The organism is Lachnoanaerobaculum sanguinis (assembly GCF_033242365.1).
GTDB classification, from domain to species: domain Bacteria; phylum Bacillota; class Clostridia; order Lachnospirales; family Lachnospiraceae; genus Lachnoanaerobaculum; species Lachnoanaerobaculum sanguinis.
In genome coordinates this window covers 88,524-109,790 of record NZ_BTHK01000004.1, presented here as the reverse complement: position 1 = coordinate 109,790, position 21,267 = coordinate 88,524, and the positions used below count along the sequence as shown (strand labels likewise).

Here is a 21,267-nt window from a genome sequence, read left to right as displayed (position 1 = left end):
GCAAAAAAGCCATTTTGTAAGGGTTTTTTCTCTATAAAGTCATTTTATTTAAGAAAAAGTATATTTTTAGTTGACAAAGGGAAAAGAATGATGTACTATACTAATACCCCGTGGGGGTGTGAAATGTAGTAGAAAGGAGAAATATGGTAAAAGAAAAATATAATATTACCGGAATGAGTTGTGCCGCCTGCTCCGCCAAAGTGGAGAGAGTGGTAGGCAAGCTTGACGGTGTGGAGAATGTATCTGTAAATCTTTTGACTAATTCCATGCAGGTGGAATATAGGGAAGATAAGCTGAGTTCAAATGATATAATAAAAAATATAGCCGATGCCGGATATGGAGCATCTTTGGCTACAGCTACAAAACAGAAAAAAGAAGAGAAGAGTATAAAAAAGACCAATGATGATGCAATAACTTCTATGAAGTTCAGGTTGAAGGTATCTATAGTATTTTTGGTTATTTTGATGTATTTCAGTATGGGAAGCATGATAGGTTTACCGCTTCCGAAATTCTTATCAGGTGAGGGTAATCCGGTAGGCTTTGCCCTGACACAGCTTTTACTGGTACTGCCTGTAATGTATGTAAACAGAAAGTATTATATAAGCGGATTTAAATCTCTTTTCCATCTTTCACCGAATATGGATACACTTATTGCGGTAGGTACAGTTGCCGCATTTACATATGGAGTAATTGCAATCTATGTAATGGGTTATGCACTTAATAATGCAGATATGCATACAGTGACGGAATACAGAATGAATCTTTATTTTGAATCTGTGTCCATGATATTGACTCTTATTACTTTAGGAAAATTTTTTGAAACAGGTTCAAAAGCAAGAACAACAGATGCAATATCAAAGCTTATAGATTTATCACCGAAGAGGGCAAATGTACTTCGTGACGGTGTAGAGGAGAACATACTTACAGAAGATGTTGTAGTGGGAGATATTGTAATAGTCAGACCCGGTGAGAGCATTCCGGTAGACGGAATGATAATTGAGGGCAGTACGAGTGTGGATGAGAGTGCCATTACAGGTGAGAGTATACCTGTGCAAAAGGAGAAAGGCGATAAGCTTATAGCCGCAACTATAAATAAAAACGGTAGTGTAAGAATAAAAGCCACAGAGGTAGGTGAGGATACCGCTATTTCAAGGATAATTGCTTTGGTGGAAGAGGCTTCATCATCAAAAGCGCCTATTGCCAAGATGGCTGATAAGGTCGCAGGAGTATTTGTACCGGTTGTTATGGGAATTTCACTCATAACATTCATAGTATGGCTGGCACTGGGATATGATTTTTCATTTGCTCTAAACTGTGCCATAGCGGTACTTGTTATATCCTGTCCATGTTCACTTGGACTTGCAACACCTGTAGCGATAATGGTGGGTACAGGAAAGGGTGCTGAAAACGGAATACTTATTAAATCTGCCGATGCACTTGAGACAACTCACAGTATTGATACTGTAGTACTTGATAAGACAGGTACCGTAACAGAGGGTAAGCCTGTAGTTACAGATATTTTGGCATTTGATACAGACGAGAATGAATTTTTAAAACTGGCTGCGGGAGTTGAGAGTGCTTCGGAGCATCCTTTAGCTGAGGCTATTGTAGAAAAGGCTAAGGAAAAGAGTTTTGAGATTGTTTCACCTACAGAGTTTCAGGCGATATCCGGAAGAGGTATTGTTGCAAGTGTAAGCGGTTCAAAAATTATTGCCGGAAATGAGCAGGCTATAAAAGAACAGTATGGAAACAGTGAAAACTTTATGGAAGTATTTAAAAAGGGAAATGAACTTGCCTCTCAGGGTAAGACACCGATGTACTTTGGTAAAGACGGCAAACTGCTTGGAATTATTGCAGTTGCGGATACAATAAAAAAAGACAGTAAGGAAGCTATACAGGCTCTTAAAAACAGAAATATTGATGTTGTATTGCTTACAGGTGATCATAAAAACACTGCAATGGCTATAGCAAAGGAAGCAGGCATTAAAAAGGTTATTGCCGAAGTTTTACCTACCGATAAGGAAGAACATATCAGAAAGCTTATGGAAGCAGGTCATAAGGTGGCAATGGTCGGTGACGGTATCAATGATTCGCCTGCACTTGCAAGAGCGGATGTAGGTATTGCAATAGGTGCAGGTACGGATATCGCTATAGAGAGTGCGGATATAGTATTGATGCACAGCTCATTAAAGGATGTGGCCACAGCAATTGATTTAAGTAAGGCTGTAATCAGAAATATAAAGCAGAATCTTTTCTGGGCATTCTTTTATAATTCAATAGGAATTCCACTGGCTGCAGGAGTATTTTATCTAAGCCTGGGATGGAAGCTCAGTCCTATGTTCGGAGCAGCGGCAATGGGAATGAGCAGTGTATGTGTGGTAAGCAATGCACTTAGACTTAGAGCATTTAAGCCAAAGGAAATAAAGAAAAACAATGTAGAAAATGATGAGATAGAACTCATTGAAAATAATAGAAAAGAGGATAAAAATATGACAACAGTAATTAATGTAAACGGAATGATGTGTGAGCATTGTAAGGCAACTGTGGAGAAAGTGACAAGAGGTGTAGAAGGTGTGAGCAATTCACTGGTGAATTTGGACGCAAAAAATGTTACAATAGAGCATAGTGCCGATACAGACTTGGAGAAGGTGAAAAAAGCTATTACAGATGCAGGCTATGAGGTAGTATAATGAGAGCCGATTCTAAGACTGTTTTAAGGCAGTTAAAGACCGCCAAAGGACAGCTTGAGGGCATAATAAAGATGGTGGAAGAGGACAGATATTGTATTGATATATCAAATCAGGTTCTTGCCACCAGAGCTCTTCTTGAAAGGACAAACCGTATTATTTTGGAAGCCCATATAGAGGGTTGCATTTTGGATGCGGCAGCTACAGGCAGTGAGGAAGAGAGAAAAGATAAGATATCTGAGCTGTCAAATATGATAAAGAAGATGACGAAATAATGGAAAGAGAAATTCTTTATATAATAGACGGGGAGTATAAGGATATTCAAGGCTATTTAAAAGCAAAGGGATATTCAGCCTCAAATATTATAGACCTGAAGAAATACGAAAACGGTATAATGCTCAATGGAGTTTGGGCTTATATGAATCAGAAGCCGGCGGTAAATGACCGGCTTCTTGTGCGTGTATGTGAAAATAAAAAGAGCGAAAATATAGTACCTGTGGATATTAAGCTTGATATAAAATATGAGGATGATGATATTATAGTTATAAATAAGAGCAATGATATGCCGATTCATCCAAGTCTTAACAATTATGAGAACTCACTTGCAAACGCTCTTATGCATTATTATAAAGGCAAAAACTTTGTTTTCAGATGCATTAACAGACTTGATAAGGACACTACGGGACTTACAATAGTGGCAAAGCATTTCTTAAGTGCCGGTATTTTAAATATTGCTATGCAAAACAGGCAGATAAAAAGAGTGTATAATGCTATAGTAAAAGATGACGGCAGATTGCCTGATGAGGGTACTGTTGACTTGCCGATAGCCAGAGAAGATGATACCTTGATAAAAAGAAAAGTAAGCCCTGACGGTCAAAGGGCGGTGACATATTTTAAAGTATTGCAAAGATTTGAAAAATATTCTTTAATAGAGCTTAGACTCAAAACAGGCAGAACACATCAGATACGTGTACATATGAGTCATATAGGTGCACCGCTTGTAGGAGATTATTTGTATAATGAAGATGATTACGGTAAAAATTTTGTAAGACCGCTCCTACATTCAAAAAGCCTTGAATTTATACATCCTATAACAGGTGAGAGAATGTATTTGGAATGTGATTTACCAATAGATTTTAAAGAAAAGATAGGAAAGAATTATGTTTAGAATAGAATACCCACATCTTGATATGAGAAAGATTGCAGACAGCGGACAGATATTTAGATTTAATATTTATGAGGATGAATTCAGTCTTGTGGCAGGTGATAAGCTGCTGTTTATAAAAGAGGACGGGGACGGATATATACTCTCTTGCAGTGAAGAGGAGTTTAATAATTTTTGGCTGGATTATTTTGACCTTAGACTTGATTATAAAGAGTATGAGAAGAATATTCCAAAGAGCGATCTGTTTTTAATAAATGCGACAGAATATTCATATGGAATTCGTATATTAAATCAGGATAAATGGGAAATGCTTATATCATTTATTATTTCACAAAGAAAGAGTATACCGGCTATTAAATCATCGGTTGAAAAGCTTTCAAAGGTCTACGGAAAAAAAATAGATATGCAGGTTCCTGATTTTATAAAAAACATTGATCCTGATACGGAATTTTACAGCTTTCCAACCCCTGAGGCTTTAGCAAATGCAAGTATTGACGAGTTAAATGCCTGCTCACTCGGATACCGAAGCCCATATATAGAGTCGACTGCAAAGGCGGTATTCAGAAAAGATATAGAACTTGAGGCACTTGCAAAGCTTAACGATACGGAACTTTTAGCCGCTTTAATGAGTCTTAAGGGAGTCGGTATAAAGGTGGCAAACTGTGTGGCATTATTCGGTTATCACAGAATTGCGGCCTTTCCTATAGATGTATGGATAAAGAGAATGATTGATGAGCACTATGACGGAGAATTCCCACTGGAGCTTTATGAAGGCTATGCAGGTGTTATTCAACAATATATTTTCTATTATGGCAGAGAAAGTGTGAAACATAGTAGTAATTAGCATAGAAATTTGATATTATATTACCATATCAAAATGGTGAAAAGGGACACATTTCCTATGAAAGGAGCATTATGAACGAACTTACAAAAAAGGCTTATGAGACTTGGAAAAATGCCGACTTGGCTGATGAGGCTCTTGTAAAAGAGATGGCATCCATTGCAAATGATGAAGAGGCTATCAATGACAGATTTTATAAGGAATTGGCATTCGGTACAGGCGGTCTTAGAGGCGTGCTTGGAGTTGGAAGCAACAGAATGAATATTTATACTGTTGGAAAGGCCAGCAGAGGTTTGGCAAATTATATAAATTCCATATCAAAGGCTCCTAAGCTTGCCATATCATATGACAGCAGAAACAATTCAGATGTATTTGCAAAAAGAGCGGCAAGTATATTTGCAGGAGCGGGAATCAAGGTATATATCTGGAAAGAGCTTATGCCTACACCTGCACTTTCTTTTGCGGTAAGAGAGCTCGGATGTGACGGCGGTATAATGGTAACAGCCAGCCACAACCCTGCAAAATACAACGGCTATAAGGTATACGGTGCTGACGGATGTCAGATAGCCAATGAGGCGGCAGACAGAATACTTGATGAGATAAACAGTGTGGAGACATTCTCAAACTATGAGCTGGTTGATTTTGAGGAAGGCCTTAAGTCGGGTATTATCGAGTATATAAGTGAAGATACCTTTAATGCCTTTATGGATGCGGTTTCAACACAGACTTTTATAGGTGATGATGTTGATAAGAATGTAAAAATTGCTTATACACCTCTTTACGGAACAGGTTTAAGATGTGTTACAACCTGTCTTAAGAAAAACGGATTTACAAATATTGAGATAGTAAAGGAGCAGGCTACTCCAAACGGAGATTTCCCAACCTGCCCATATCCAAATCCTGAGATAAGAGAAGCTCTTGAAGTAGGTTTAAATGTTGCTAAGGAGGTTGGAGCGGATATCCTTATTGCTACAGACCCTGACTGTGACAGAGTAGGTATTGCAGTAAAGCAGGGAGATGATTTCAGACTCTTCTCAGGAAATGAAGTTGGAGTTTTACTTACAGACTTTATTGCAAAGAGAAAAGTTGCAATGGGAATTATGCCTAAGAAGCCTGTAGTTGTTAAAACAATAGTTACTACGGATCTTGTAAACAGAGTTGCAGATAACTACGGTATCGAGACAAGAGATGTGCTTACAGGATTTAAATATATCGGAGATCAGATTGCAAATCTTGAAAAAGACGGCGAAGTTGACAGATACCTCCTTGGATTTGAGGAGAGCTACGGATATCTTTCAGGAAGCTATGTAAGAGATAAGGATGCTGTAAACGGAGCATATCTGATTGCACAGATGTTTGCATACTATAAGGCTGAGAACAAGTCATTACTTGATGTACTTAACGGATTATATGAGAAGTACGGATATTATCTGAACACACTTTATTCATTCGAGTTTGAAGGCGAGAGCGGAATGAAGAAGATGGATGCAATAATGGATACTTTCAGAAACAATACTCCAAAGGAAATTGCAGGGGTAAAGGTTTTGGAAGTAAGAGATTATGAGACTTCCACTCAGACAAATCTTGCTACAGGTGAGAAAAAAGCAATAGACTTACCTAAGTCAAATGTTATCAAGTATATGCTTGAGGGCAACTCATCCGCAGTACTCAGACCTTCAGGAACCGAGCCTAAGTTAAAGCTTTATCTTGCTATAAGCAGTGAGAATGAAGCAAGTGCAAGAGAACTTGAGAGTAAAATAGCAAATGAAATAAAGAAGAGTTTAGCTTAAATTTTTAGAGGCTGTGTAAACGGCCTCTTTTTTAATGCATTAATATAAAACATTTTTACTTGCAATTTAAAATCCAGTGTGCTATCATTGTGCGGTAGACGTACAAATGTATTTTAGGGGCGAACATGGAACAGAATATCAAATATTATGTGGTAAAAGATAAAGCAATACCTGAGGTACTCATTAAGGTGGTTGAGGCAAAGAGGCTTTTGACTGCGGACAAGATGATGACTGTAAAGGAGGCCACAGATAAATGCGGTATAAGCAGAAGCTCATTTTACAAATATAAAGATGATATCTTTCCATTTGATGATTCTTCAAAGGGAAGGAATATCACCCTCTCTATTCAGATATCGGATGAAATGGGACTTTTATCGGAGTTGTTGGCAGTGGTTGCAAAGTATCATGCCAATATCCTGACAATACATCAGACCATACCCGTAAGCGGTGTGGCGACTATTTCTTTATCTATAGAGGTTTTAAATGATACAGGAGACTTATCTAAGATGGTAGATGAAATCGGAAATTTGGACGGCATCTTTGATATAAAAATATTGGCTAGGGAGTAAATTATGTTTAATATTGCGATATTGGGATTTGGAACAGTAGGTTCAGGCGTATATGAAGTTATAAAGCAAAATAATGCACTTTTAAAGGAGAAGACAGGTGAGGATATAGTTGTGAAAAAAATCCTTGATCTGCGTGAGTTCCCGGGAACCGAATGGGAAAACTTATTGGTACATGATATTAAAGAAATCATAGAAGATAAGGATATAGATGTAGTAGTAGAGACAATGGGCGGAACATCACCGGCTTTTGAGTTTGTAAGGGATGCGCTTTTGTCAGGTAAGCATGTTACCACATCAAACAAGGCTTTGGTGGCGGCACATGGCACGGAACTTTTAAAGATTGCAAGAGAAAAAAATGTAAACTTCTTCTTTGAAGCAAGTGTAGGCGGCGGTATTCCTATTATCAGAACTTTAACAGAGAGTTATGCCGGAGAGCATTTTAAGGAGATCACAGGTATCTTAAACGGTACTACAAACTATATACTTACAAAGATGGATGCAGAGGGTGAGAGCTTTGAAAGGGCACTTGCTACAGCACAGGATCTCGGATATGCGGAGAGAAATCCTGAGGCTGATGTGGAAGGACATGATACTTGCAGAAAGATTGCAATACTTTCATCTCTTGCAACAGGCAAGGAAGTAAACTTTGAAAATATTCATACAGAGGGTATCACAAAGATAGATACAACGGATTTTGAGTATGCAAAGCATCTTAATACATCAATAAAGCTTTTCGGTGATGCGAAGTTTGAAAATGATAAGCTTTACGCATTCGTAGCACCTGTAATGGTTGAGAGCAGTCATCCGCTCTTTATGGTAAATGATGTATATAACGGAATTATGGTAGAGGGAAATATGCTTGGAAAGAGCATGCTCTACGGTAGCGGTGCAGGAAAGCTTCCTACTGCAAGTGCAGTAGTTGCAGACATTGTTGCAATTGCAAAGAATAAGCATGGAAATGTACCTTTCGGATGGGGTGAGAACAAGCAGGAAGTTGTAGATATGCAGGAGACAAGCCATAGATACTTTGTAAGATTTATGGGCAGAGACAGTGAGTTTATAGAAAAATGCAAGTCCGAATTCAAGGATTCAAGAGAAGTATACCTTGACGGCAAGGACGAATTCGCTTTGATAACAGGAGTACTTAAGGAAAAAGATTTCCTTAGTGCTTTGAATAATCTGAGCGGTGTGATAAAATATATAAGAACAAAGATAGTTTAATTTTTATTGGCACTACCATTGGTGGTGCCAAAATTATATTTGGGAAGAAAATGAGAAAGATATTAGAATTTTTATTAAGTTTTGTACCTCCATGTGCATTTCATGAATTTACAGGTCTATATTGTCCGGGCTGTGGAGGAACCAGAGCAGTGAGATTTTTGGTAAGGGGAAATATATGGAAAAGCTTTATTTATAACCCCACAGTACTTTATATTGTTATTGCAACTTTTATTTTTTTCGCTTTTGTAGTAAAGTATAAGATTAGTGGCAAGCATTTGAATAAAGACAAGATTGTCTTGCCGATGTTATATATAGGAATTGCCATAATGATTTTAAACTGGATTATAAAAGACTGGTTTTTAATTTTTAGAGGAATTGACTTATTAAAATAGACGAGGATTATAGATGAAAGATACCGTAAGTATTGCAAAAAGAAGATGGGAAAACAGAGCTCTGCTATTCGGAACAGTTTCAATAGTTTTGAATATGTGTGCTTTGCCGACATCAGGAGTTCCACTGGGTATTCCTATGGGAATATTTGCTGTTGCATTCGGAATTATTTCAGCCAAAGGCGGAATAAGAGGAAGAGCGGTTGCAGGTATTATTACAGGAATATTCGGTATATTGATAGGTTTAATTATATACTTAATGATACTTTTTGTTATCACACAATTAAAAGACCCTAATATTATGAGTATGTTTAAGCCTGAGCAAATCAAAATATTACAGGATTATATCCAAACTTATATAGCACAGTGATTGTAGATAATGGAGGAGATGACTTTGACTGATATAGTAAAAATACTCGCAGAAGAACTTGGTATAAAGACCACACAGGTTGAGGCCACCATAAAGCTTATAGATGAAGGCAATACCATTCCTTTTATTTCAAGATACAGAAAAGAAGTGACAGGCTCTCTAAATGATGAAATACTCAGACAATTTGATGAGAGATTAAAGTATCTCAGAAATCTTGAGGAAAAGAAGGAGCAGGTATTATCGGCAATTGAGGAGCAGGGAAAGCTTACAGATGAACTTAAAAAAGAAATAGAGTCTGCACTTACCTTAGTGGCGGTTGACGATCTTTACAGACCTTTCAGACCGAAAAGACGTACAAGAGCAATGATTGCTATTGAAAAAGGTCTTGAGAATTTTGCCACAGATATTTACGAGGAAAAGCTGAAGCAGCCTGCACTTGAGGAAGCAAAGAAATACCTTTCAGATAAAGAAGGCCTTGAGGTGGAAACACCTGAAGATGCTATAGCAGGTGCTATGGATATTATCGCAGAGAAAATCTCTGATGATGCGGCTTTTAGAAATAAGATAAGAGATCTCTCATTTAAGCAGGGTATACTGACTTCTGTGGCAAAGGATGAAACTGTAGAATCTGTATATGAAAACTATTACAATTTTGCAGAGAGCGTTTCAAAAACAGCAGGATATAAGATACTTGCAATCAACAGAGGAGAGGAAGAAAAGATACTTACTGTAAAGCTTGACCCTCCGGTTGAGGAGATTATCAGATATCTGGAAAAATGCATTATAAAAAAGCATAATGAACATACAGAGCAGATATTAAAAGATACTATTGATGATGCATATAAGAGACTTATTGCGCCTTCAATAGAAAGAGATATCAGATCAAGTCTTACAGAAAAGGCAGAGGATGAGGCTATAAAGGTATTTGGAAAGAATCTTACACAGCTTTTGATGCAGCCACCTGTAGCAGGAAGAGTGGTACTTGGTTGGGATCCGGCTTTCAGAACAGGATGTAAGCTTGCAGTAGTTGATGAGACCGGAAAGGTGCTTGATACCAAAGTTATCTTCCCTACAGCACCGCAAAATAAGGTTGCAGAGTCAAAGAAGATATTAAAAGAGCTGATAAAGAAATATAATATAAGTCTTATTTCGCTTGGAAACGGTACCGCTTCCAGAGAATCCGAGGCTGTTATTGTGGAGCTTATAAAAGAAGTTGATACAAAGCTTGAGTATATTATTGTAAACGAGGCAGGAGCCAGTGTATATTCTGCAAGTAAGCTGGCGACAGAGGAGTTCCCAAACTTTGACGTAGGTCAAAGATCTGCGGCTTCTATTGCCAGAAGACTTGAAGATCCGCTGGCAGAGCTTGTAAAGATAGATCCTAAGTCCATTGGTGTCGGTCAGTATCAGCATGATATGAACCAGAAAAAACTCTCAGAAGCACTTTCGGGAGTTGTAGAGGACTGTGTAAATAAGGTAGGTGTGGATCTTAATACAGCTTCAGCACCTCTTTTAGAGTATATATCAGGTATTTCAAAGGCTGTTGCCAAGAATATAGTTGTATACAGGGAGGAAAACGGAAGCTTTAAGACAAGGAAAGAGCTTTTAAAGGTTTCCAAGCTTGGACCTAAGGCATTTGAGCAATGTGCAGGTTTCCTTCGAATAAATGACGGTAAAGAGCCGCTTGATATGACAAGTGTGCATCCTGAAAGCTATGAAGCTACAAAGAAGCTTTTAGAGAGTATAGGCTACAGTTCCAAGGATATCACGGTTGCCGGACTTAACGGTATTTCAAAGAAAATTACTGATTTTAAAAAGGTATCCGATGAAATCGGCATAGGTGAGATAACTTTAAAGGACATAGTAAAAGAGCTTGAAAAACCGGGAAGAGACCCAAGAGATGAGATGCAAAAGCCTATACTACGCACTGATGTTATGGAGATGGAAGATTTAAAAGAGGGCATGATATTAAAGGGAACAGTCAGAAATGTTATTGACTTCGGTGCCTTTGTGGATATCGGAGTACATCAGGACGGACTTGTACATATATCAAAGCTTAGCAAGAAGTTTATAAAGCATCCCCTTGAAGCAGTGAGTGTAGGAGATATTGTTGAAGTAAGGGTAGACAGCGTAGATCTGAAAAAGAAGAGAATAGCACTGTCTATGGTATTAGATTGATATGAATAAAATAAAGATAGATATGCAGCTTAATGCAAAGGATATATGGCTTTTTTCCATGTATCACAGCAATAGAGGTTTCCTACTGATATTTAATGTGCTTTTTACAATAGTAATGTATTATTATATGATCACCTCTTGGAATAAAATTGATACTCCAAGAAAAATTATGTTTGTTTTATTGGCAAATATGTTTTTGATAATACAGCCGGCAATGCTTTATTTAAAATCTGCAAAACAGGCAAGAAGCGAGGCTATAAGAGCAGGGCTTTCACTTGAGATGAATGATGAGGGAATTGTGGTTTCATCAAAGGGAGAGAGTATTGATTTTAAATGGGAGAACGGATTTCGTTCAAGGATAGTGCCGGGTATTATAATAATATATGTGGATGCTGTCAGAGGCTATTTATTACCTGACAGATATACAAAGGAAAACAAAGAAAAAATAGTTGCTGTTTTAAAAGAAAAGACAAGGGTAAGTTTGTTATAAAATTATAAGTGCTTTTAAAAGCCTATAATTTATAAAGGTGGTTGGAATAAGGATGAATACAAGGGTATTTGAGAGTTTTTCCGATAAGGAAACATTTGATATTGCCTTTAGGATTGCAAATAATCTGAAGGCAAGAGCCGGTTCTGCGGTGGTATGCCTTGACGGGGATCTTGGAGTCGGTAAAACCGTTTTTGCAAAGGGATTCGGTGCAGGGCTTGGAATAAAAAGAGACATTGTAAGTCCTACCTTTAATATAGTAAAGAGCTATGAAGGTGATAAAAGACTGCATCATTTTGATGTATACAGGATTTCCGATATCTCCGAGCTTGATGAAATAGGATTTGATGAATTTATATATGATGATGCTATTGTCCTTATAGAGTGGTCAAAGCTTATAAAAGAAGCATTGCCCGAAAATATTATAAGAGTTGTTATATCAAAGGATCTTGAAAAGGGATTTGATTACAGAAAAATAGCAGTGGAAGGCATAGATGATGAAGATTTTGGGAATTGAAAGTGCTGCATTAGTGGCTTCAGTTGCAATAATAGATGAGAATGTGACAATAGCGGAATATACCACAAATTTTAAAAAGACTCATTCAGAGACATTATTGCCAATGCTTAATGAAATAGTAAAAATGACCGGAGTGGATCCAAAAGAGCTTTCAGCTATTGCAATTTCAGGAGGTCCGGGGTCGTTTACCGGACTTAGAATAGGTGCTGCGAGTGCTAAGGGACTTGGGCTGGCACTTGATTTGCCTCTTATTCATGTGCCTACACTTGATGCTATGGCATTAAATATATACTCAAGTAATGCACTAATCGTGCCTATAATGGATGCCAGAAGAAATCAGGTATATACAGGTATATATAAAAATACAGCTAAATTGGAAGTTATAAGAGAATCAATGGCGATTTCCATAGATGAATTACTTGATATACTAAGAGAAACAGATAAAGAAGAAAAAATAGAAAGAATAGTTTTCCTGGGTGACGGAGTTCCGGTTTTCAGGGAATATATTGATGAAAACTTTGAAATTTCACATGATTTTGCTCCGGCAAATTTGAACAGACAGAGGGCATCAAATATTGCAATGCTTGGCATGGAGATGTTTAAAGAAGGAAAAACTATGGTTTCCGATGATATGAGACCGGAATATCTTAGAAAAAGCCAGGCTGAAAGGGAGAGAAATGTGGATTAGACCCATGCTTCTTTCTGATGTGGAAGTAATAAGAAGCTTAGAAAGTGATATTTTCAGTGATGCCTGGAGCGAAAATAATATAAAAGACTCTATAGAATCTAAATTCGATTATTGCATCGTTATTGAAGAAGACTATAGAGTCTTGGCATATATTATTTTCAGAGTAAATGAAGATGAAGCGGAGCTGTTTAGAATAGCTACCGATAAACAGTACAGAGGATTGGGCTGTGGACATAAGTTAATGAACTTTATGATTTCAAATCTTAGAGATATGAAAGTAAAAAAGGTTTTTCTTGAGGTCAGATGCCAAAATAAAGACGCCATAAGTCTGTATGAGCATTATGGCTTTAAAAAGATAGGTGTCAGAAAAGAATATTACTCTGATCCCACAGATGATGCTCTGTTAATGGAAGGATATATAAAATGTTAGATATTTGTTTATTAGGTACCGGGGGTATGATGCCGCTACCTTACAGATGGCTGACTTCAATGATGGCCAGATGTGAGGGAGTAAATCTTTTGATAGATTGCGGCGAGGGTACTCAGGTTGCCATAAAAGAGAAGGGATGGAGTCCGAAACCTATAGATGTGATCTGTTTTACACATTTTCATGCGGATCATATAAGCGGTTTACCGGGACTGCTGCTTACAATCGGAAATTGTGAAAAGACCACCCCACTCCTTATCATAGGTCCTAAGGGACTTGAAAGAGTTGTAAATGCTATGAGAGTTATAGCACCGGAGCTTCCTTTTGAAATTCAGTTCCATGAACTTAGAGAAAATGAGGAAGTGATAGATTTTGCACCTTATAAGATAGAAGCTTATAAGGTAAGTCATAGAGTAACATGCTACGGCTACAGAATTTCTATTGACAGAAAGGGCAAGTTTGATGCTGCCAGAGCAAAGGAACTTGATATACCGTTAAAATACTGGAATAAATTGCAGCATGGTGAAACTATCACTGACGGAGATATCACATATACTCCCGATATGGTAATGGGAGAGGCAAGAAGAGGTATAAAGGTAAATTATTGTACAGATACAAGACCTGTTCCGATTATTGCAGATTACGCCGCAGATTGTGATCTCTTTATATGTGAGGGTATGTATGGTGAAGATGAAAAGGAAGAAAATGCCAAAGAACATAAGCATATGACTATGATGGAGGCGGCAACTCTCGGAAAAACGGCAAATCCGAAGAGAATGTGGCTGACACATTATTCACCGTCAATGAATAAACCGGATGAGTATATCGATAAGCTGAAAAAAATCTGTCCGGTTATAGAAACCGCAAGAGATGGATGGAGTGTAGAGCTTGGTTATGAAGAAGAGTAATGTAAAAATACTTGCAATAGAAAGTTCATGTGATGAGACTGCGGCAGCAGTTGTGGAAGACGGAAGAAAGGTGCTTTCAAATGTTATCTCATCACAGATAGACTTGCATACAATATACGGAGGTGTAGTCCCTGAGATTGCCTCCAGAAAGCATATAGAAAATATAAATTTTGTAATAAAAGACGCACTGAAAGAGGCAAATGTCACCTTTGATGATATAGACGCAATAGCGGTTACATACGGACCGGGACTTGTAGGAGCATTGCTTGTAGGAGTAGGCGAAGCAAAGGCACTTGCTTATGGACTTAACAAGCCTCTTATAGGTGTACATCATATAAAGGGGCATGTGCTGGCAAACCTTATAGAACATGAGGAGCTTAAACCTCCCTTTGTATGTCTTATCGTTTCAGGCGGTCATACTGAAATAGCGATTGTAAAAGATTACAATGATTTTGAGATAGTTGCGACAACCAGAGATGATGCGGCAGGTGAGGCATTTGACAAGGTGGCAAGAAGCGTGGGACTTGGATATCCGGGAGGTCCGAAGATTGATAAGGCGGCTAAGTTTGGAAATCCTCATGCGATAGAATTTCCGAAGGCAAGAGTAAATGATTCCAAATATGATTTCAGCTTTTCAGGTGTAAAGTCTGCCGTGTTAAATTATCAAAACAAGGCAAATATGACCGGTGAAAAGATAAATGTAAATGACCTTGTAGCTTCATTTCAAAGAGCTGTTGTAGAGGTTTTGGTGGAGCATACTATTGAAGTTGCAAAGGATTACAATATAAAGAATGTAGCTATGGCAGGCGGTGTGGCTTCAAATACCGCACTTAGAAGCTTGATGGAAGAAAAATGCAGTGAAGAAGGATTGAAGCTTCACTTCCCTTCACCGATATTTTGTACAGATAATGCAGCAATGATAGGTGTAGCCGCATACTTTGAGTATTTAAATGAAAACTTTAAAGATTTGACACTTAATGCGGTGCCGAATCTGGAATTGTGATTTTAAAAAGTATTTATTGATATTGGAATATGATTATGAGAAGTACGGCGATAATACTTGCCGCAGGCAGCGGCAAGAGATTTAGTTCCAAGAAAAAGAAACAGTTTGTAGAGCTTTTTGATAAGCCGTTATTATACTATTCACTAAAAGCATTCAGTGAAAGTAATGCGGATGATATAATTGTAGTCACTTCAAAAGATGATATCGATTTCGTAAGAGAAGATGTCATAAAAAAATATGGATTTTCTAAAGTAACAAGTATTGTAGCCGGTGGTGATGAAAGATATGATTCCGTATACAACGGTTTAAAAGAAGCCATAGGCGATATCTGTCTGATACATGACTCTGCCAGAGCCATGATAAGTGTGGAGCTTATAAACAGATGTATAGAAGAGACCTTTAAATATGGGGCTGTTGTACCTGTGGTAGCTCCAAAGGACACTATAAGATTCAGAGACGGAGGATTTGGTGGTGAGACAATTGATCGAAATACACTTTGTATCATCCAGACTCCACAGTGCTTTGATGTAGCTTTGATAAAGTCTGCCTTTGAAAAGCTGTATAAAACAGATTATAAAAATCTAGGCATCACAGATGATGCGATGGTGGTTGAGAAATTTACCGATGCCAAGGTAAGACTGATAGAGGGTGATTATAAAAATATAAAGGTAACCACACCTGAGGATATAGTGATAGCTAAGGCGTTTTTAAATGCCGGGAACTTTTTATAGTGATGGATTAAAAGCCGATGCAGCCTGTGGTTGCGTCGGCTTTTTTGGTATTATATCAAGTGTCGGAGGGGTTCAACTTAACAGTTGATTTGAGGAAAATATGAAAGTTAATATGAATATTATTGTCGGCGGAACGGATGATATATTGGATAATATACTATCTGCCGCAAGAACGGTAAGAAAAGAAATGAAAAAAACTTTTGATAGCATTGAGATAGAGGCATTGCAGAAGATGGATATTTGCGTTTGTCTTAGCGGAAATGTATCAAAGTATTATCCGAAATCAGGAATTTATCAGGCAAGATATTATTCTAAAGCTAAGAAGTTTATGGTATATGTTCATTTTAGCTTAAATGAGTGGGATTCAAAAAAGATAGAAAGTGTAAGTAAGTTTCTTAAAATGTATAAGGACTATCTTTTAGAGCTTTCGGATATCATTAAGATGAAAACGATGAAGTATAAGTCCAATTTTGATAGCAGGTGTTATGAAGATGGGATTAAAAGGGTGTTTGAGAATTTGTAGATGATTTTAGATTTGAATTTGGTGAAGGAAGATATGATTGGCAAAATTGTAAAAGTTAAAGTTGATCGTAAGCTTGGGAGTGCTCATCCTGATTATCCTGAACATATTTATCCAATCAATTATGGTTATATTGAGGGAATAATCGCTCCTGATGGGGAAGAACAAGACGTATATATACTTGGGGTTGATAAAGCAGTAGATGAATATGAAGGAGAATTAATTGCTGTTATCAAAAGGGACGATGATGCAGAAGAAAAATGGGTTATTGCTCCAATAGGAATAAAGTTTACAGTAGAAGAAATTGAACAAGCTGTTAGATTTCAAGAGAAATATTTCAAGTCTCATATTGAAATGTTATGATCAAATCTGAATTTGTTGAACGTGGCAAACTATAAGTTTCCATGAGACAAAACCTATAAAACTTGTACGTATGTTGTAGGGTAGGAAATGAAATCTTCCTCTATACTAAAATAAACCGAAAAAAGGGGGATTTGAAATGAATATTATCAAGTCGTTTAACAATACGATTGATTATCTTGAAACAGTTCTTGATGATGAAATTGATGAAAAGAAAGTAACTCAGTTATCCGGATATTCGTATTCAATGTTCAGTCGATTGTTTTCTATTCTGACCGAAACAACGCTCTCAGAATATTTAAGAAGCAGAAGATTGACGGAAGCAGCCGTTATATTAAGAAATACGGATGAAAAAATTATTGATGTTGCTTTCAAATTCGGATATGAGTCATCAGATTCATTTGGAACAGCATTTAAGAATTTTCATGGATTTACTCCCTCTGAGGTAAGAAATGGGAAACCGTTCAAATTAGTATCACGAGTGCAATTAACACTCAGTGTAAGAGGAGGAAGAACTATGAATATTACAATTCAAAAGAAAAAAGCATTTGCAGTTGCAGGTGTAAATGAACAAAACATCAATTCATCATTATGTCCGAGTGTATGGAATAAGCTATATAAAAAATATAGCTATGATGAACTTGCAAGTTTGGGAAGCGGTCAAAGTATGGGCGTTTGTCATGATGTAGAAAATCCAAGCAAAATAAACTACATGGCAGGCTATATTGTTAATGATGTAGACAAAGCCATAAGCATGGGTTTAGATGTTTTGGAAGTGGAAGAAGCAGAGTATGCCGTTGTAGAGTTAATAGGAAGTGTTCCGGATTGTATTCATAACGGATGGAAATATGCGATTGAAGTATTTTTCCCTGAGCATGGTTATGTACATTCAGGTAAACCTGACTTTGAATATTATTACGAAGGTGATATGGATAGTAAAGACTATAAAATGGAACTTTGGATTCCTATAACTAAAGCCTAAAAAAACGGTATGTCTAAGTAATCGAATAGCGTAAAAACTAAGCACATAACTTTAAGATTATAAAATCTTTCAGCTATGTGCTTTTTCTGTATTCGGTAATTTTTTTGGAAAAGTTGTAGTAAAGCTTGAAGAATTTGCAAGTACGATAGTAGCGGAGCAGATACAGAAGAGTTTTTCTACAGGCCGGGACTAAAATATGGACTGAATATGAAAAGTACAGTAAAATCTATATTAGAAATGTTTTCTGGAAATATTACGGGAGAGGAACTAAAGGATGAAGATAGATATAGTTAAAACGAGAGAGTACTACAATTCATTGTCCTCAGGATTGCTATGTGACTGTGATTACTGTAAGCTTTACTATGCTAAGTCAAGAAAAGAATTTTCGGAATTGGCATTATGGCTGGATAAATATGGTGTCGATATCGAAAAACCCCTTGAGGTTATTAGCCTTGAACCGGATGAAAGTGGGATGCTTGATTATATCGGAGTACAGTATATTGTTTTTGGTACTTTTTCAAATGATAATTCATATTATGTTGGAGATTTTAACATAAAGATTGCAGATTCACATCCCAATACCGGAATTAGTGATGAACACTTTGTTTTGGAAGTAATCCCTATGAATTCTATGAAATTATCTATTAAGGGATAATTCGGGTTTGTAGAAATAAAGTATGTGAATTTACGGAGGTAAAGAAAATGGAAAAAATAAGAGAAATGTCTCTTTACTTAATAGTGATAATGCTAGCTTTTTATGTGTTACCTGTTTTAATTAATGATACAGGAACCGGTATATTCTTCTTACTAATTTTAATTCCGATTATCTGTTTTTTAACTTCCCTAATTTATGGGATTAGACATTCTTTTAACTTGATATTTTTATTGCTAATTATGATACTCTTTGTTCCGACTATATTTATATTTTATAATGAAAGTGCAGCTGTTTATGTATTGATATACGGTATAATTGCAACAACAGGAAATCTTTTGGGAAGCTTAATTAAAAAAATGAGTAATTAAGAAATCAAAAGGTTATGCTTGATTTTGATCTTGCTGAAATTTATGGGTATTCTACCAAAAGATTTAATGAACAAGTTAAAAGAAATAACGAAAAATTTGATGATGATTTTATGTTTCAATTGACTGAAGAGGAAATATCTGAAATTTCAAGGTCGCAAAATGCGACCTTGAACAAAGGAACAGGTAGAGGAAGCAAGATAAAGTATAAACCTTATGTCTTTACGGAACAGGGTATCTATATGCTTATGACGATATTAAGAGGAGAACTTGCTGTTAAGCAAAGCAAGGCTTTAATACGAATGTTTAAGCAGATGAAAGACTTTATTATTGAGAATCAAGACTTTATTGGTTCAAAAGAATTGTTGCAAATTGCAGTACAGACAAACCAAAATACAAAAGATATTGCAGAAATAAAATCTCAAATGGCTACTAAAGAAGATTTGAAAAAAGTGATGGAAAATTTCATAGATCCGGACACCTACTTTGTGGAGCATTATCGAAGGATGCAGGAAATAAAATCTCAAGTATTAACAAGATAGAAGAATCAGCAAAGGATTTATATGATACAATGTTTGGTGGAATGTTAAACAATAAAGATTTGAAAAGTTAGTATGTAAATAATAAATTAGACAGTTATATGAGCCTTAGCAGGGTGCAAGAAGTATAAAATTGGTGAAGGACTTATACAGTATGGAATTGAAATTGGAAAATACAGAATCGGAAAGAACACATGAACTGGCAAATCTAATTAGAGCTTATAACAGAGCCAATAGAGAACAGTCTAAAAATGAACCTCTTAATATTTATTTGGAAGATGAAAAAGGAAATTTGGTTGCAGGAATGGTAGCGGAAACTTTTGGAAATTGGCTTGAGATTGAATATCTGTATGTCAGTGATGATTTACGTGGACAAGGAATAGGCTCAAAGATCTTAGAAATGGCTGAAAATGAGTCAAGAAATAGAGGCTGTAAGTATTCATTTGTGGATACTTTTAATTTTCAAGCACCGAAATTTTATGAAAAACATGGTTATAAAGAGGTGTTTGCATTGAAAAACTATCCTTATACAGGTGAGAGGTACTATTATACAAAAGAGTTGTGATTTGAAATGCAGTTTGGAAGTGGATTGTTTACTATGATAAACAGTATAGCTAAATCATGGTTTACCAAGGTTAGTGAATTTTTAGTTGTTATGGAGGTAAGTAAAATAATGAAAACATATCAGGATATAAACAAAGAAACTATTGACAGATGGGTTGAGGAAGGTTGGGAATGGGGGAAACCAACTTCACATGATGCATATATCAGTGCGAAAAATGGAGAATGGAAAGTTTTTCTTACTCCTACATTTCCGGTTCCACATGAGTGGCTGGGAGATTTAAAAGGAAAGAAAATCTTAGGTTTAGCATCAGGTGGAGGTCAGCAAATGCCTATATTTAATGCTTTGGGGGCAGAATGTACTGTGCTTGATTATTCTTCAAAGCAAATAGAAAACGAATTTTTAGTTGCTGAAAGAGAGGGCTATAATATTAAAGCAATTGAAGGTGATATGACAAAAATTTTGCCTTTTGAAAATGAAACTTTTGATATAGTGTTTCATCCTGTTTCAAACTGTTATGTTGAAGATGTGCAACATGTTTTTAACGAAGCATATAGAGTTCTGAAAAAGGGTGGAATTCTTCTTGCAGGTTTAAATAATGAGATAAACTACATTGTGGATGACGAAGAAAAAGAAATTGTTTGGAAAATGCCTTTTAATCCATTAAAAGATGAAGCGGCTAAAGAATATATGATTAAAGGAAATTCAGGAATGCAGTTCTCTCACAATATAACTGAGCAGATAGGTGGACAATTAAAGGCAGGGTTTACTCTGCTTGATATATATGAAGATACAAACGGTTCCGGTAGGTTGCATGAAATGAATATTAAAACATATATTGCAACTAAATCAGCTAAATTATCGAAATAGATAAATTTGAATTTTAGGAGATGTTGGTATGGATTTTAATAATTTGATTCCTGAATTATCAGTTTTTGATATTCTTCAAACTAAAAAATTTTACAAAGAATTAGGATTTAAAATAGAGTACGAACGACAGAAAGAGAAATTTATTTTTATGTCTTTTCAAGATAGTCAGTTTATGTTTGAACAAATTCATGATGAGGGGTGGAACACAGGAGAATTGACTTATCCTTTAGGAAGAGGAATAAATTTTTCAATAGCAGTTGATGATATTGAAAAACTATATACATTAGTTAAAAACAAAAAATTAGAGATTTACAAAAAACTGACTAAAAGTGTATATTTGGTTAACGGAATGGAAGAAATACAGATGGAGTTCTTGATCCAAGATCCAAATGGATATTTATTGAGATTTACAAACTGATAACTTCCAATTTTAGGGGGTGTTT

General features: G+C 36.4%; 26 protein-coding genes. All 26 read left to right on the top strand.

Features of this window, described 5'->3' with window-relative positions:
* Positions 1-143 precede the first annotated feature (143 nt).
* The 26 genes from SBH76_RS03955 to SBH76_RS03830 all read left to right on the top strand — a co-directional run bounded on the left by SBH76_RS03955 (position 144) and on the right by SBH76_RS03830 (position 21,242).
* The gene (locus SBH76_RS03955; RefSeq protein ID WP_009662559.1) at positions 144-2,690 is read left to right on the top strand and encodes a heavy metal translocating P-type ATPase; all 2,547 of its coding nucleotides are present in this window, start codon (positions 144-146) and stop codon (positions 2,688-2,690) included.
* Complete coding sequence (locus SBH76_RS03950) at positions 2,690-2,962, top strand: metal-sensing transcriptional repressor (protein WP_009662435.1); 273 nt, start codon at positions 2,690-2,692, stop codon at positions 2,960-2,962. Before SBH76_RS03955 ends, SBH76_RS03950 begins: the two co-directional genes overlap by 1 nt.
* Positions 2,962-3,855 carry an RluA family pseudouridine synthase gene (locus SBH76_RS03945; RefSeq protein WP_009662712.1) on the top strand — a complete coding sequence of 298 codons (894 nt, stop codon included), beginning with the start codon at positions 2,962-2,964 and terminating at the stop codon, positions 3,853-3,855. The genes SBH76_RS03950 and SBH76_RS03945 overlap by 1 nt, the downstream gene beginning before the upstream one ends.
* Positions 3,848-4,696: a DNA-3-methyladenine glycosylase family protein gene (locus tag SBH76_RS03940; RefSeq protein WP_009662613.1), complete on the top strand. Its 849-nt coding sequence runs from the start codon at positions 3,848-3,850 to the stop codon at positions 4,694-4,696. Before SBH76_RS03945 ends, SBH76_RS03940 begins: the two co-directional genes overlap by 8 nt.
* Positions 4,697-4,767: 71 nt before the next feature.
* Complete coding sequence (locus SBH76_RS03935) at positions 4,768-6,483, top strand: phospho-sugar mutase (protein ID WP_009662532.1); 1,716 nt, start codon at positions 4,768-4,770, stop codon at positions 6,481-6,483.
* 125 nt (positions 6,484-6,608) lie between these two features.
* Positions 6,609-7,052: an ACT domain-containing protein gene (locus SBH76_RS03930; RefSeq protein WP_007591092.1), complete on the top strand. Its 444-nt coding sequence runs from the start codon at positions 6,609-6,611 to the stop codon at positions 7,050-7,052.
* Positions 7,053-7,055: 3 nt separating this feature from the next.
* Complete coding sequence (locus SBH76_RS03925) at positions 7,056-8,273, top strand: homoserine dehydrogenase (RefSeq protein ID WP_317976846.1); 1,218 nt, start codon at positions 7,056-7,058, stop codon at positions 8,271-8,273.
* A 50-nt stretch (positions 8,274-8,323) separates the two neighbouring features.
* Positions 8,324-8,665, top strand: a complete 342-nt coding sequence (locus SBH76_RS03920; RefSeq protein ID WP_009662703.1) for a DUF2752 domain-containing protein — start codon at positions 8,324-8,326, stop codon at positions 8,663-8,665.
* A 13-nt stretch (positions 8,666-8,678) separates the two neighbouring features.
* Positions 8,679-9,032 carry a hypothetical protein gene (locus tag SBH76_RS03915; protein ID WP_007591106.1) on the top strand — a complete coding sequence of 118 codons (354 nt, stop codon included), beginning with the start codon at positions 8,679-8,681 and terminating at the stop codon, positions 9,030-9,032.
* Positions 9,033-9,056: 24 nt separating this feature from the next.
* The gene (locus tag SBH76_RS03910) at positions 9,057-11,210 is read left to right on the top strand and encodes a Tex family protein (protein ID WP_009662412.1); all 2,154 of its coding nucleotides are present in this window, start codon (positions 9,057-9,059) and stop codon (positions 11,208-11,210) included.
* A 1-nt stretch (position 11,211) separates the two neighbouring features.
* Positions 11,212-11,700: a YcxB family protein gene (locus SBH76_RS03905; protein ID WP_317976845.1), complete on the top strand. Its 489-nt coding sequence runs from the start codon at positions 11,212-11,214 to the stop codon at positions 11,698-11,700.
* A gap of 52 nt (positions 11,701-11,752) precedes the next feature.
* Positions 11,753-12,214, top strand: a complete 462-nt coding sequence (tsaE, locus tag SBH76_RS03900; RefSeq protein ID WP_034214653.1) for a tRNA (adenosine(37)-N6)-threonylcarbamoyltransferase complex ATPase subunit type 1 TsaE — start codon at positions 11,753-11,755, stop codon at positions 12,212-12,214.
* Positions 12,192-12,902 (top strand): tRNA (adenosine(37)-N6)-threonylcarbamoyltransferase complex dimerization subunit type 1 TsaB, encoded by a 711-nt coding sequence (gene tsaB / locus SBH76_RS03895; protein ID WP_317976844.1) that lies wholly within the window; start codon positions 12,192-12,194, stop codon positions 12,900-12,902. The genes tsaE and tsaB overlap by 23 nt, the downstream gene beginning before the upstream one ends.
* Positions 12,892-13,332 carry a ribosomal protein S18-alanine N-acetyltransferase gene (gene rimI, locus SBH76_RS03890; protein ID WP_315086289.1) on the top strand — a complete coding sequence of 147 codons (441 nt, stop codon included), beginning with the start codon at positions 12,892-12,894 and terminating at the stop codon, positions 13,330-13,332. Before tsaB ends, rimI begins: the two co-directional genes overlap by 11 nt.
* Positions 13,326-14,237: a ribonuclease Z gene (locus SBH76_RS03885; RefSeq protein WP_317976843.1), complete on the top strand. Its 912-nt coding sequence runs from the start codon at positions 13,326-13,328 to the stop codon at positions 14,235-14,237. The genes rimI and SBH76_RS03885 overlap by 7 nt, the downstream gene beginning before the upstream one ends.
* Positions 14,224-15,240 carry a tRNA (adenosine(37)-N6)-threonylcarbamoyltransferase complex transferase subunit TsaD gene (gene tsaD, locus SBH76_RS03880; protein ID WP_317976842.1) on the top strand — a complete coding sequence of 339 codons (1,017 nt, stop codon included), beginning with the start codon at positions 14,224-14,226 and terminating at the stop codon, positions 15,238-15,240. Before SBH76_RS03885 ends, tsaD begins: the two co-directional genes overlap by 14 nt.
* A gap of 35 nt (positions 15,241-15,275) precedes the next feature.
* Positions 15,276-15,971, top strand: coding sequence for a 2-C-methyl-D-erythritol 4-phosphate cytidylyltransferase (gene ispD, locus SBH76_RS03875; protein WP_317976911.1), 696 nt, complete (start codon positions 15,276-15,278; stop codon positions 15,969-15,971).
* 100 nt (positions 15,972-16,071) lie between these two features.
* The gene (locus tag SBH76_RS03870) at positions 16,072-16,494 is read left to right on the top strand and encodes an Imm12 family immunity protein (RefSeq protein WP_317976841.1); all 423 of its coding nucleotides are present in this window, start codon (positions 16,072-16,074) and stop codon (positions 16,492-16,494) included.
* Positions 16,495-16,854, top strand: a complete 360-nt coding sequence (locus SBH76_RS03865) for an inorganic diphosphatase (RefSeq protein WP_317976840.1) — start codon at positions 16,495-16,497, stop codon at positions 16,852-16,854.
* 136 nt (positions 16,855-16,990) lie between these two features.
* Positions 16,991-17,833: an AraC family transcriptional regulator gene (locus SBH76_RS03860; protein WP_317976839.1), complete on the top strand. Its 843-nt coding sequence runs from the start codon at positions 16,991-16,993 to the stop codon at positions 17,831-17,833.
* A 274-nt stretch (positions 17,834-18,107) separates the two neighbouring features.
* A complete protein-coding gene (locus SBH76_RS03855) occupies positions 18,108-18,488 on the top strand; it encodes a hypothetical protein (protein ID WP_007591136.1) in 381 nt (126 codons plus the stop codon).
* Positions 18,489-18,535: 47 nt separating this feature from the next.
* The gene (locus SBH76_RS03850) at positions 18,536-18,856 is read left to right on the top strand and encodes a DUF2651 family protein (RefSeq protein ID WP_317976838.1); all 321 of its coding nucleotides are present in this window, start codon (positions 18,536-18,538) and stop codon (positions 18,854-18,856) included.
* 14 nt (positions 18,857-18,870) lie between these two features.
* Positions 18,871-19,395 (top strand): ORF6N domain-containing protein, encoded by a 525-nt coding sequence (locus SBH76_RS03845; protein ID WP_331678087.1) that lies wholly within the window; start codon positions 18,871-18,873, stop codon positions 19,393-19,395.
* A 151-nt stretch (positions 19,396-19,546) separates the two neighbouring features.
* Positions 19,547-19,957: a GNAT family N-acetyltransferase gene (locus SBH76_RS03840; RefSeq protein ID WP_315086338.1), complete on the top strand. Its 411-nt coding sequence runs from the start codon at positions 19,547-19,549 to the stop codon at positions 19,955-19,957.
* A 108-nt stretch (positions 19,958-20,065) separates the two neighbouring features.
* Entirely contained in the window at positions 20,066-20,824 is a 759-nt protein-coding gene (locus SBH76_RS03835; protein WP_317976909.1) for a class I SAM-dependent methyltransferase, read from the top strand.
* A gap of 28 nt (positions 20,825-20,852) precedes the next feature.
* Positions 20,853-21,242: a bleomycin resistance protein gene (locus tag SBH76_RS03830; RefSeq protein WP_317976837.1), complete on the top strand. Its 390-nt coding sequence runs from the start codon at positions 20,853-20,855 to the stop codon at positions 21,240-21,242.
* Positions 21,243-21,267 lie beyond the last annotated feature (25 nt).